We start from the raw sequence: 14,357 nt of genomic DNA on the forward strand, positions 1-14,357 counted from the left end.
TGCTTTCAGTTAGCTGTTATCGGACAAGTTTTCTGATTGTAGAATAAATTTTTCATCGGGAAACCATTTCGCCAAGCGCAAATCCGCAGTGCGGGCGTGTCCTTCCATGCCTTCTAATCGCGAAATACGTGCCGTAGCGGCACCAATATCGCGATTGGCTTCGCGCGTCATGCGTTGCCAAGTAACGGTTTTCATGAATTTTGCGACTGATAGACCACCAGTGTAACGTCCCGCGCCTTTTGTAGGCAAAATATGATTGGGTCCAGACACTTTGTCACCGTAAGCCACAGTGGTTTCTTCACCCAAAAAGAGAGAACCGTAATTTATAAGACGAGATTGCCACCAATCCAAGTTAGCGCAGTGTACTTCTAGATGTTCAGCCGCATAACGGTCAGATAGCACTGCCGCGTCTTCTTGCGAATCGGCTACAGCCACTTCACCATATTCTTGCCACGATTGCATGGCGTGAGAGCGGTTAGGTTCTGGTAATGCTTCTATCATCTGTGGTACCAATTGCATAACCTTATTTGCTAATGAAGATGACAATGATATAAGCCACGCTGGTGAGTTGGGGCCGTGTTCTGCCTGACCTACCAAGTCGCAGGCGACGATTTCAGCATCTGCCGTATCGTCTGCAATAACAAGAATTTCTGTCGGACCAGCAAACATGTCAATGCCGGTAAATCCATACAATAACCGTTTGGCCTCGGCTACATATTGGTTGCCAGGACCGGCCAGCACATCAGCAGAGTGACCAGAAAACAAGCCAAAGGCCATAGCCGCAATGCCTTGCACACCACCTAAATTCAAGATATGATCAGCGCCGCATAAATCTAACGTGTATAAAATTGCCGGATGCATACCGCCGTGCGCATTGCTAGGTGGTGAGCAGGCGATTATGTTTTTTACACCTGCTTCTTTGGCTGTGCCCACGCTCATAATCGCCGATGCTACATGTGCGTAGCGGCCACCCGGGACATAACAACCGGCGGTTTGTACGGGCACATGACGATGACCGGCGGTTACTCCCGGGTGTAATTCGGTTTGTGCATTGGGTAACCATGATTTTTGGGCGCGGGCAAAAGTGCACACTTGCTCACGGGCAAAAGCGATATCATTACGAATTGATTGCGGTACCCGCTTAGCAGCGGCAGCCCGAGCTTCAGGAGAAACGAGAATGTCACCATCCCAGCCGTCAAAATTACTGGTATAACGTCGTGCAGCTTCTTCGCCACCGCTTTCAATATCGTCTAGCATAGCGCGTACTTTGTCTCGCACATCACTTTCGCCGCTAGAAGCAGATTTTGGAGCTTTTTTTAAGAATTCAATAGACATATATTTCCCTTTCTACTTTAATTATTGTTGTTACTTGTACCGTAAATGTACTCTGGTAGCCATAGCGCAATTTGCGGGAAAATGATAATCAGAGCTAAGCCGATTAGCTGGATAATCATAAATTGAATCATGCCATAGTAAATATCTTTTAAAGGCCATTCCGGTACGACGCCTTTTAAGAAGTATGCTGATAGGGCTACCGGTGGTGACAGCCACGCAGTTTGTAGATTAACGGCAACCAAAATACCAAACCATAGCAAGTTAATGTCTAATTGTTCAACGAGTGGTATCAAAATTGGCACGATAATCAACACAATTGGAACCCACTCCAGTGGCCAGCCCAGTAAAAATATTAATGCCATTATGAGCATCAATGTTCCCATTTGGGACAACTCCAAACTGAGTAATAATTCGGTCAGCATTATTGGTGTTCCCAAACGAGAAAATACCGCACCAAAAAAATTGGATGCTGCCACCAATAATAAGATTAGTGCTGAAATTTCCAAAGTCTTAATCAGCGCATCGTTCATTTTTTTCCAGGTTAATCGGCGGTATGCTAGCCCTAGTAATAAAGCGCCAAAGGCACCACAGCCAGCTCCCTCGGTTGGCGTGGCAAAACCTAACAAAATACTACCCAACGCGGAGAACACCAGTAACGATGGTGGCACTAGGCCAAGAAAAAATTCACGCCAAATTTCTCCCATGTTTTCAGCTCGTTCAGCTACTGGCATAGCAGGACCTAACTTGGGATTAATAATACAGCGACCAACTGCATATAAGGCATATAGTACCGCCATCATGATTCCAGGAATAATGGCGGCAGCAAACAAATCAGTTACTGGTACTTCAAGTACAGGACCCATTACTACCAGCATGATGGATGGTGGAATAAGAATGCCTAGCGTTCCGCCTGCGGTAATAGTGCCAGCTGTTAACCGTATATCGTAGTTGGCACGATTCATTGTTTTTGCTGCCATGATGCCTAAAATCGTCACCGAAGCACCAACAATACCAGTAGCGGCGGCGAAAATAGTAGAGACAAATAATACAGCTAGGTAGAGTGCACCTCGAACTCTAGACAGCATTAGCCGTACGGCCTCAAATAGCCGTTCCATAAGTCCGGCCTGTTCCATTAGGATACCCATAAACACAAATAGCGGTACTGCGGCTAATGTCTGTTCCAACATGACGCTGTTAAACTGCAGAGTCATTAAATAAAAAACGACTTTACCGAATCCGAGATAACCAAAAACAAAACCTAAAAAGAGCAGAGTAAAAGAAATTGGAAAGCCGATAAAAATTGCAAAGAGCATTACTCCTAGCATAACGAGACCGAGTATTTCTGGGCTCATGGCCAAATCCCTCTTGTCATCGCATAATAACTTTTAAGGGCTTCTGATACGCCCTGAATGAGCAACAGCAAGACCCCAATAGGCATGGCGCTACGTGCTGGTGCGAGGTAAGGCATCCACGCCGAATCCATGCCACGTTCTCCGCTTTTCCACGCATCAAAAGCATAATCTGAGCATACCCATAAAAAGATAAGCATGCCGGGAAAGTACAACATAAAATAAAGAAAAAAGTCTACTGTCCCCTGCGTGCGTGGAGACCATAGACGGTATAAAAAGTCGGCGCGAATATGCACTCCACGCATTAGCGCATAGCCCGAGCCCAACATAAACATAGCACCATAAATCATGCGACTAAGGTCGTATGCCCACATGGTAGGAGCAATGAAAACGTAGCGGACAAATACCTCATACACCATGGCGGTGAATAACGGTACTGTCATCCAGCAAACAATTTTCCCCACGCGCAAGCTAAATTTGTCAATGCTGACAATGAGGCGTGCAGCTAGCGGCGACATATCATCGGGAAGACCAGTAGATGAGTCTCGCCGTTCGGCGATTAGTTCATCAACTAAATCAATTTCTGGTTCATCAGTTTTTTGATTCATGACTCACACTCTCTCTTGTGACAAAAAAAATACCCGCCGCAAAAAAGACGGCGGGTAAATAAAGAAAATATTGTTTCTTTATTATTTTTTGCTTTCCACGTAGGCATTGCCAAGATTGGCATTGGTGGTTTGTGCACCAGCCCAAAATGGAACTGCTACATCGGCAAAGTCACGCATAGATGTCCATACTTTGAGGAAGAATGGATTTTCTTTCTTGTGCTTGTCAAAAATGTTACTTACCGCATTCATGTACTCCGGAAAATAATCTTTGGGAGTATCATGCAACACCACTCCGTGATTTTCGGTGAGGTCTTTGAGGGCCTTGCCGTTTTCGTAAATACGATACGCCATGGCACGCATCAGAGAAGCATCAGCAGCAACTTCCATTGCCCGTTGGTTTTCCGGAGAGATGCTGTTCCACACATCTTTATTGATGTACATGTCAGCATTTACGACCACTTGGTGTAGACCTTGCAGATAATAATTTTTGAGGATTTTTTGAAAGCCAAAAACACTATCCGGTTTGGGGCAGCACCACTCAGCAGCGTCAATCGTACCTTTTTCAAGAGCTGGTAAGATGTCACCACCACCCATGGCTACGGCTGCTACGCCGATATCGTTATACGCTTGCCCTGGAATTCCTGGAGGAGCACGAAAACGATACTTACGAAAATCATCCATGCTGTTAATTGGCTCTTTGAACCAGCCTAGTGCTTCAGGACCAACCGGCTGCAACATTATTCCTTTAACATTGACGCCCATTTCGTCCCACAGTTCGTTGTACAGCTCTTTGCCGCCACCAAACATGTACCACGACACCCAAGCAATGTTGTCAATGCCCAAGCCGGCACCTGCCGCTGGTGAACCAAACAACATTGTTGCCGGATGTTTGCCTGACCAGTAATGCGTCCAAGCAAAGCCGCCTTCAACCAACCCTTTGTCTACAGCGTCAAGCGTTTCTTTGACGCCAACGATTGCGCCAGCTGGCAAAATTTCAATTTCAACTTCGCCGTTGGTGAGAGCTTTGACATTGTCCGCATAATCGCGTAGCATCGTAACTTCATCCGCTTTAGCAGAAATTACCGATTGAACTCGGATTTTTGTTTTTGCCGCTGCCGTTAAAGGCATGGCAACTGCTGCTACCGCAAGCGCGACAGTAACACTTTTCATTAAAGAATGATTCATGGGTTCTCTTCTCCTTGTAAGTTATGAATATCAAATCTCCCCAAATAGGAGATTTTTCTTATTGTAGCCTATTTGAAACAAACTAGAAGCAAATTAGCACAATAAATGGGCTGCGTAATAGTTTAAATCAATATGAATTGATAAATTTAAGGAGCAACACGGAGAAAAATTAGCGGCTTCAAATAGCTAAATCGCAACTTTCTAAATAAATTAATTCCATCATGTTTTACTATTATTCTGTAGCGCAAATTTATTTGTGTGTGATTGTGGAATGATTAAATATTCAATTTCAAAAGTAAAATTAGTTTTTGCCATCTCGCTTGCCACGATGGTTAGTGGTTGTGATCAGTTATCACAATTTATTTTAACGTGTTGAATGCGCAAGAAACGGTTAGCCGCTTGCTATAAGTGGTGGCAAGAAAATGACCACTGTGCGATACTGAAGCATTATTGGTAAGAAACACGATAAGGATTTATATTTTTAATGGTGTTTGCAAACCTATTTATTGACAAGTGATTTGTAGTGAGGTATTTAATATTTTGGGCTGTTCCGTCAAATAAATCGGATGGAATGTAAAGCCGACTATTTTAACTTCCGAAGTTTTTTCAATCATCTTATTATTTATTTGTTCGGTTAATTCGTGTTGCGTTGTTCAAGCCAGTGAGCAAAGCCCGCCACGGTTAAAGAAATGTCGTGATGATGACGGGATATATCATTGTCAAATCCTTTTTTTGCAGCCACTTCGGCAAACCATGTATTTAATTGCGTTCGAAATGTGGTGACAAATCCGTTTTCATTCGCAATTGGTTCGGCTAGTGCAATCCATTCATACATACTTTCAATTTGCAATTCTGCAATTGTTGCAGTATTGGGAATTACTCCATAATGCGCTAATGCCGCCCATTTAGTGTTTAGTGCTTGCAGTTTTCGCAACGAGGTTTCCATTGCTGTCGGATCAAACTGTGTGGGCGGCATTACCGGAAAAATAAGTGCGTTATTTCCTTGTTGATAATATGACACGCCGTAGGCGTCGCCGGCATAAAAAGTATCGCGCGTCGCATCGTACACACTTAAATGGTGCCAAGCGTGGCCCGGTGTGTACAACGCGGTAAGTTGGCGTTTAGCGTCTAACATAACGCTTTCTCCGTCTGCTAAAATGCGGGTTCGGGTGGCGTTTATGGGTAACAATTCGCCGTATTGTTCATCAAACCATTTTTTCCCGTATAGCTTTGTTACGCCGGGGACCAGTTTTTTATGAGGATTAATGAGGTGTTTGATAGCGCTTGGATGACCGGCTAAAGTGGCATTGGGAAATAATTGCATTAGCTGAGCGGCAGCGCCAGCATGGTCCAAATGAGCGTGTGTCACAATAATCCATTGCACTTGTTCAGGAGCAATTTGTTGCGCTGCCAACGTGTCCATAATAGTGGCGATACCATTTTTTGCACCGCAATCCACTAGGGCGGAGGCACCTTTTTCCACAATTAAATAACAACAGCTATATTGTGGGGCAGGGTGAGAAACATCAATACGCCATACGCCGGGCAAAGATTCTTGATAGAGCAAAGACATTAATCCCAAAGAGAAACTAAAATACGACCGCTCAATTCACCAGCTAGTACCTTTTCTCCCCCCGCTATCACACCATCCAAGCCAACAACACAATTTTGGACACGGGTGTAATCGTTAGCTGTTAGTGTGTCCGCCAAAAGTTGCCATGCTTTGGCGCGCAATTGTTGCGGGATCATTACCGAATCAACACCATCCAACCTTACACCGCGAAGAATAAAGGGCGCAACAGTTGTGTTGAGTGACATGCCGCCGGCTAAGCCGCAAGCCGCAACAACGCCACCATAGTTGGTTTCAGCAAGCAAGCGCGCTAACACTTTTCCGCCAACGGTATCTACAGCACCGTCCCAGCGAGATTTTTCTAATGGTTTAGCGTCGGCACTCATTTCTTCACGAGTGATAACATTAGTTGCTCCCATTTCATAAAGATAATCGGCGGCAGCAAGACGACTAACGGCAGTGACGGTATAGCCCAGTCGCGCCAGTAGGCGAACAGCAAAGCTGCCAACGCCTCCGGAAGCACCGCTCACGGCAATTTGTCCGCCTGCTGGCACGTGGCCACTATCGCGCAGTGCAATGACGCATAGAGCAGCAGTGAGTCCGGCGGTACCGCAAGTCATTGCTTTGCGAGCATCTATACCTGCCGGCAAAGATGACAACCAGCCTGCTTGCGCACGAGCATACTGGGCAAAGCCGCCACTGTGTTTTTCCCCAACGCCGAAACCAGTCAGTAATACGTTGTCGCCGACAGCAAAATTTGGAGAGTCTGAAGCGGCAACTTCACCGGCATAATCTATGCCCGGCACAATGGGGGAAGATCGCAAAATTTTTCCTTTGCCGGTGACGGCGAGTGCATCTTTGTAATTAATACCTGACCAAGCGACGCGCACTAATACATCGCCGTCGGCAAGCACGGCGCTGTCGGTATCTTCTATTGTGAGAACATGTTTCTTGTCAGCTTCGCGTGCTACAAGTGCTTTAAATTGGGAGTTGAGGGTTATGTTAGTCATGCTTTAAATTTTAGCATGCTGAAAATAAAACGTTCATATTTTTGCTACAAAATTAGAATTTGATAAAAATCAAGTATTTGTACCGTGCTGATATTCTAATTAAGGTCAGAGGTAGATATTTCTATAATTAAAACCGTATGATGAAAAATAATGAAATTAATTGTTATGTTATTAGGATAGGTTTTTCTTTTAGTAGCAAAGGTATGTCATTCAAAAAGTTTATGCTTGTCAAATGTATGTATAAACTGTAGCAACCAAATAATAATTCCCGAAATAGAGCCTACTGCCACTAAAAATATTTGTAGTGGCGCTACTCGTTTATATATTGGTGGAAAAAACCTACCGCCTATTCCAGTTCCTGCCTCCAAAGAAGCTGGGTGTTGTGCTAGAGAAATATAAACTGCCGCACCAAAAAATGTGCCTCAATTGAATAGTGCTATTACCTGTAAAATCATTAACCAGCCGCTGTTTGTGTATAACAATCAATCGTAGCACTTAATTATATTAATATAATTTATCTATTAACTCTTTCATAATAAGTATGTTTTTCTCTTTTCTTTATTCAAAAGTGCAAAAAGAAAGAGACCCAATGGGGAATTAAAGTAAAAAAAGATTCTTTCTTTAGTATAGTGTTCCAACATGCTTTGAATTCGGGGGAGGGTGGATAGTTATTTTCGCCTGTTGGATCGACATCTTTTATCAGAATGGCTAATTTTAATCTCGCCTGTTACGCATAATATCGACAAAAATCAATGGAGCCTCTTACCTCAGAAATACTGTCATCTTGCGTATGTTTTGCTTCGTGAGTGATAATGCTGATAAATTCTAATTGATTATCCTCTAATTGTTTCGCTACTTTGTCTGACAAATTTGCCCGTTTATTGAATCCGAATTTCTGCCAAAAGTCTTGTGCTGCAAGTGCTTTATTAAATTCTATCTTTACAAATTAAATAATTCAAAATTCCCACCACGGGCAACTAAATTTTCACAACAATGTCTTTCATTAATAAAACGCAATAAGTAATTAGGTCCACCAGCTTTAGGCCCTGTTCCTGAAAGTCCTGAGCCCCCAAAGGGTTGTGCTCCAACAACGGCTCCTATCATGTTGCGGTTTATATAGGTATTTCCTATCCGTGTATTGTCGATTATTTTATTAGCAAAAGACATTACTCGACTGTGAATGCCAAGTGTTAAATTATAGTGAGTGTTATTAATTTCAGCAATCACTTTGTCCAGCTCGTTAGAACTATAACGAATTATGTGCAATACTGGGCCGAACACCTCCTCTTGTAACTGAGATAAACTTTTTAGCTCAACAAGTGTTGGCGCAACAAAATGTTCAAATTCACTGTCGTTTATACTGGTCTGAAAGAGTAGTGTTGCTTCTTTCTTCATTTTGTTAATATGTTTATTAAGGCGCGTTGCTGCTATTTGGTCTATGACTGGACCAACATCTGTTGATAGCTTCTGAGGCTGACCTACATTTAGCTCCTTCATAGCACCAATTAGTAGCTCAATTGCCGATTCTGCAACCTCTTCTTGTAACCAAAGAACTCGCATAGCGGAGCAACGCTGTCCTGCACTTTTGAAAGCAGATAAAACAACATCATCAACTAATGTTTCAAGCAACACGGAAGAATCAGTTACCATACAATTTTGCCCACCTGTTTCAGCAATAAGTGTTGCTATAGACCCTTTACGTTTCGCTAATTGTTGATTGATAATAGAGGCAGTCTGGGTTGAGCCAGTAAAAGCTACGCCTGCTAATTGGGGATTGGTAAAGACTATCTCCGCTATTTTTGCACCGTCTCCAATAGCTAGTTGCAGTACATCTTCTGGAATGCCAGCTTTACGGCATAGCTGTAGAGTAAATTGAGCAATGTATGGCGTTTGCTCAGCAGGTTTAGCGATGACAGTATTGCCCGTTACTAATGCAGCCATTACCTGACCCATAAAGATGGCTAAAGGAAAATTCCAAGGACTGATACATACAAACACTCCTTTACCATGAAAACTAAGATAGTTACTTTCGCCTGTTGGACCAGACATCTTTATCGGAGTGGCTAATTTTAATCTCGCCTGTTGCGCATAATATCGACAAAAATCAATAGCTTCTCTTACTTCAGAAATACTATCATCTTGCGTACGTTTTGCTTCGTTAGTGATAATACTGATAAGTTCTAATTGATTATCCTCTAATTGCTTCGCTACTTTGTCTAACAAATCTGCCCGTTTATTGAATCCGAGCTTCTGCCAAGAGTCTTGTACTGCAAGTGCTTTGTTAAAAATTTGTTGTATTTCTTTTTCACTATGTTGTTTAACAATAGGAATATTAGACGTTACTTGTAATTGTGCAACTTGTATTGAACAACTCAAATCCAGACCTTTAGAGTTATCTCGTAAATCATTTTGATGGCGATATAAATCACACGGTAACGGAATACTTGGGTTAGAGTGCGTAGTATTATTTTTCACTAATTCAAGCGTATCTTTTACCAAGTGATTTGGAGCAACTTTTGCATCTAAAAAACGATTAACAAATGAACTGTTTGCACCGTTTTCAAGTAACCTTCTAACCAAATAGGGTAATAATTTTTCATGTTTCCCAACAGGTGCATATACTCTAATAGGAGCGGCTTCATTTTTATTATTATCAAGATAACATTGATATAATGTACTACCCATACCGTGTAGACGTTGAAATTCAAATTCTATATTACTTCCTTCGGTCAATTTTTCAATATAAGCAAGGCTGTAAGCATTATGAGTAGCGAATTGAGGATAGATGTCATTACAATTTTTTAATAAATAGCTTGCACAAACCTCATAACAAAAATCTGTATTTTCTTTACGTGTAAAAACTGGATAATCATTTAAACCCAACTCTTGTGCATGCTTGATTTCCGTATCCCAGTAAGCGCCTTTAACGAGTCTAACAATGATTTTTCTTTGGGACGATTTAGCCAGCTCCACTAGCCATTTCAACACAAGGTAAGCACGTTTTTGATAAGCCTGTACAACCAAACCAAGACCATTCCAATCTATTAATTCTGGTTCAAATGCGAGTATTGAAAATAAATCAAGTGATAAATCTAAACGATCTGCTTCTTCAGCATCAATGCTAATACTAATTCCGTAGCTTTTTGCCAAAACACATAATTGAACAAGCTTAGGTAATAATTCCTTAATAATAGTATCTTTTTGAAGGTGCTCATAGCGAGGATGCAAAGCGGATAATTTGATAGAAACATTAGCCGCATGGTAAATACTTTGATTACAATCGCTATTATTGTTCGATTTTTTTAGTTGCTTTTTTCCTATAGTATGAATGGCTTCTGTATAAGAGGCTAAATAGTCAGCTGCTTGTTGGGCACTTCTTGCCCCCTCACCAAGCATATCAAAGGAATACAAAAAACGGTTGTCACAACGTTTCAATGCTTTGTCTATTGTTTCACCAAGTACATATTGCTTACTCATAATTTCGATTGCCTTATACATAGCTTGCCTTATCAAAGGTTCGCCAAGGCGACTGAAAGTACGTTTAAACCAATTAGCAGGCTGATCGATCAAGTCATCATCGAGTGTAATTATTTTTCCTGTAAACAATAATCCCCATGTTGAAGCATTCACTAAAAGACTGGAAGATTCTCCAATATGTTTTGACCAATTTCCAGATTTGATTTTTTCTTCAATAAGTTTATCTGCAGTGAAACTATCTTTTACTCGCAACAAGGACTCAGCTAAGCACATTAAAGCAATGCCCTCTTGATTAGATAAAGAAAATTCAAGCAAGAAAAGACTCAACAAATCACCTTTATAGTTTTGCCGAGATTGCTCAACAAGATTAATGGCTTCAGTTCTAATATATTCTCGCTGTTCTACGCTAACCTCATTATTCCGAAGCAAACCTTCAACAGAGGACAATTCATCTGTCAATTTACTAGAAACAATAGTTTTTTTTAATTGATTTAAGCGTTTCATAATCATAAGAGTATTGGTTTAACTGTCATTGGAAGTGCGGAGTGCTACATTGTACGAGATAGTGTTTACTTGCCTGATAACTTCTGCACGATTTATAGCACACTGTTCAGGCGTTATCTTTTTTTGCAACGGCTCGGTAATATCATCTAAGTATTCAATAATTACATCTGATTTAAAAAAGAATTGAACCCATATCGGTAATTAAAATTATATAACTAACGCTTGCCATCAGCCACCGTTTAACTCAGAGCGAAGCTACGAGTGAAACATTCGGCTGGATGGATTTGTTAAATAATTTACTCCTCAATGAGATTATATGGACAAACTAAAGTAGTTTTATCTTTAGGGCGATCAAAAATATCGTGTTTCTTAAACCTTAATGTAATATGCAAATAAGTCTTACTTAAATTTATTCAAATACTTTCTTATCTTATTGATTTTTTGTAGGCTCATAAGCCAAAAATAAACTTCATTGTCATCTTCTTTTATAGTACCGATACCAAAAATATAGACACAAACCTGATAACTAATAAATTTCTCTACATTATTACTACAAATAGAAGGAAATTCCAAGGGATTAATAACTGTCAGATGGCGAGTATAGTTATCTCGTCTTTGTTGGTTTAATGTAAATGAAATAAAATCAAGAGGATCAATTATTTTTTAAAAAGAGTTTAACCAATTCGTTATGACGCATTCTTCTACCTTAGCGGATATGTAAACGTTACCTTCTGCATCGCTATTTAAAATGACAATTGTATTAAGTGTGTGCATATGTAGTCTCCTTATACTATCTAATGGCGCAAGTTAAATGACATTTGAGTTTCAAGTTTAACAGAAAGTTTATTTTCGTTATTAAACTAAACGAAGATGGAATGCCTGCCGAAGGCAGGTGTCCGCTTAAACGGTTTGTTCGTCTGCCTTGCGAGCGAACAATACGGAAAGTACCTTAACTTGCAACATTCGTCCTGCCCGCAAAGCAGTACAAATGCTCAAAACAGCAGCGCATTTATGCGTCTGACTGCTTTTACTTGTTATATTTATTCAACACATATATACCAGAGAGTATTAACGCCGCGCCTACATAATCCAAGATGACTAGAGGTTCGCCGACAATAAGAACAGCAATTACCAGCGCAACTACAGGCGGAAGATAAGTTACAGAGGCCGCCTTCACCGCGCCTAGCGCATCAACCAGATAGTAGTAGATGACATAAGCTAGACCTGTACCAATAACACCCAAACCAACGACAGTTGAAGTCAATGCCCAACCGTTAGAGCTCAGCTTGCTGAAATCTTCAAGGTTCGTAGCCAAAAGCAGAAATACAGCTGCAATACCAAGCTGATAAGTTACTAGGGCTGAATTCTCTATATTAAGTGGGATTATGTACTTTTTGGCATATACAAAAGAAAGGCCTAGACTGAGTGAGCCTAAAGCCATCCAAGAAACACCTAGCAGCAAATTGTTATCCAAAGTCCCAGAAAACGGCTTGGTTATCAAAGATATACCCACTAATGCCATCAAACACCCTATCAATTTTTCTTTGCCAAAAGACTCTTCTTCAAGAAATATAACAGCCGCAATAAATGAAAATAGTGGAATTGAGCCGCTAACTGCTCCGGCAACTCCTGAATACAGCAATTCTGTTCCCTTCACGAAAGCAAAGAAATACACCGATGTTGCCAAGAACGACATGACCACAAAATGGTGGGTATTCGCAATGTGCTCTGCTTTGAGAGTTCTTTTATACAAAGAGTAAAACAACAGCGGCAGAAAACCAGCAACTACCCTCAACAAAACCACTTGCCCAGGTGAAATATACTTGACAGCAATTTTCATAAACATGAAGCTTGTGCCCCAAATAACCCCTAGAGTTACAAATAATATATAAACAATTCTCAAGTGCTCTCCTTGGAAATATAATGTTGCGAGTTAAGTGGTATCTGAGTTTCAAGTTTAACAGAAAATTTATTTTCGTTGTTAAACTAAACGAAGATGGAATGCCTACCGAAGGCAGGTGTCCGCTTTGCGGGCGAATAAAGCAGAAAGTGCCTAACTTGATGTCAAATTATATTTGAACTAATACATATAAAGCCTGCCTAATAACCCTTATTATATATGGCGATTGCAATTTCTACTAGTGAAATCATACCTACAAATTACGATAGAAACAGGACTTTATTTAAGCTATATGACTAACAATTTAGCACTCTCAGTTAGGTAATCCAATATCATATCTCATTCGCATTCCTTTGAACGTCAGTGTGCCGACAGAAGCTCAAAAGTGATATTTACCTAATATACATAAATTCTTGCCTTTAACTTCTGTGGGTTGAAATAGATATGCTGCGGCTGGAAATTCATTGTGTTGGGCCAGCACTTCAATGGCTCATCAATGCCAGAACATAAACCAGTTACAAGTCTGGTAGCGACACTGAAACAATTGCTAATCTGTAATGGAGGTTCCCAAATTTCTTCTTTAGCAATGACATTAAAAACAGTTGATAAATTGTTTGTTATGCGAGGGAAAATAACTTCATATTCTGAATCCCCCATCCGAGTATTCACTTCAATCAAATTTAGTTTGCCTTGTTGATCTACTCACAACCCTAAATAAATTGCCCCATTAAAGATGATTCCCATATGCCTGAGAACTCCAAGCATTGGGTCAAGAATTTCAGATCGTATCCGTCTTTTCAATTTAATAATCTCTCTTGGATGAGGAGATAAACCCCTCATACCGTCGCAGTTTGTGCATTGATCGTCGCAATGGCTTTTTTTATAATCTTGAGCAGAAGGTAGTTGAACTACACTATATTTATTTAATAGGTAATGGGCTGAATAATCAAAACCCTCTAGGTAGTCTTCGACAAGAAATCTGTAAGGGGGGGCATTTTGTTTTCGTAATGCCCGTAGCTGACATAATAAGTCCAGAGTAGGCTGAGATGGAGATACTTGAATGGCTCCATTACCATTCAAGGTCAACCAATTTTCACAAGGAGGAATATTTATGAACATGGACTTATTCGACCCAATATTTAAATTGCAGGATGCACGCCTAAACAAACTTGGAGATCCTTTTTCAGAGCCTAATAATTTCATAATAGGCTTTAATCGTTCAACCAAAGTATCGTTTTTGTCTAGAAACCACTCCTCCACAATACGAAAGTCATCCAACAGTTGATGAAGTGCACTCTTAATTGCATTTGCATCTCTATGATACCAAGCTGCAGCACATTGGATTTGGATAGGTGATTTAGTATCACTGATTTGTTGTAAACGACTAGTTTATCAATATATTGACATGCAAAAATCTTT

Annotated in this window: 9 protein-coding genes; all 9 read right to left on the reverse strand. The window is 40.8% G+C overall.

Annotated elements, in window-relative coordinates:
• Positions 1–9 precede the first annotated feature (9 nt).
• Complete coding sequence (gene hisD, locus NQX30_05160) at positions 10–1,335, reverse strand: histidinol dehydrogenase (protein MDM5147755.1); 1,326 nt, start codon at positions 1,333–1,335, stop codon at positions 10–12.
• 17 nt (positions 1,336–1,352) lie between these two features.
• The gene (locus NQX30_05165) at positions 1,353–2,687 is read right to left on the reverse strand and encodes a TRAP transporter large permease subunit (protein MDM5147756.1); all 1,335 of its coding nucleotides are present in this window, start codon (positions 2,685–2,687) and stop codon (positions 1,353–1,355) included.
• Positions 2,684–3,292, reverse strand: coding sequence for a TRAP transporter small permease subunit (locus NQX30_05170; protein ID MDM5147757.1), 609 nt, complete (start codon positions 3,290–3,292; stop codon positions 2,684–2,686). The genes NQX30_05165 and NQX30_05170 overlap by 4 nt, the downstream gene beginning before the upstream one ends.
• Positions 3,293–3,373: 81 nt before the next feature.
• The gene (locus NQX30_05175; GenBank protein ID MDM5147758.1) at positions 3,374–4,462 is read right to left on the reverse strand and encodes a TRAP transporter substrate-binding protein; all 1,089 of its coding nucleotides are present in this window, start codon (positions 4,460–4,462) and stop codon (positions 3,374–3,376) included.
• Between the two features lie 649 nt (positions 4,463–5,111).
• Positions 5,112–6,050, reverse strand: coding sequence for an MBL fold metallo-hydrolase (locus NQX30_05180; protein MDM5147759.1), 939 nt, complete (start codon positions 6,048–6,050; stop codon positions 5,112–5,114).
• A complete protein-coding gene (locus NQX30_05185; GenBank protein ID MDM5147760.1) occupies positions 6,050–7,057 on the reverse strand; it encodes an oxidoreductase in 1,008 nt (335 codons plus the stop codon). The genes NQX30_05180 and NQX30_05185 overlap by 1 nt, the downstream gene beginning before the upstream one ends.
• Positions 7,058–7,996: 939 nt before the next feature.
• On the reverse strand, positions 7,997–11,044 hold the full coding sequence (locus NQX30_05190) for an L-glutamate gamma-semialdehyde dehydrogenase (protein MDM5147761.1): 3,048 nt from the start codon (positions 11,042–11,044) through the stop codon (positions 7,997–7,999).
• Between the two features lie 1,021 nt (positions 11,045–12,065).
• Positions 12,066–12,941, reverse strand: coding sequence for a DMT family transporter (locus tag NQX30_05195; GenBank protein MDM5147762.1), 876 nt, complete (start codon positions 12,939–12,941; stop codon positions 12,066–12,068).
• A gap of 699 nt (positions 12,942–13,640) precedes the next feature.
• A complete protein-coding gene (locus NQX30_05200) occupies positions 13,641–14,216 on the reverse strand; it encodes a hypothetical protein (protein ID MDM5147763.1) in 576 nt (191 codons plus the stop codon).
• Positions 14,217–14,357: the final 141 nt, after the last annotated feature.

Source organism: Candidatus Persebacteraceae bacterium Df01, assembly GCA_030386295.1.
In the GTDB taxonomy this organism is placed as follows: Bacteria; Pseudomonadota; Gammaproteobacteria; order Tethybacterales; family Persebacteraceae; genus Doriopsillibacter; species Doriopsillibacter californiensis.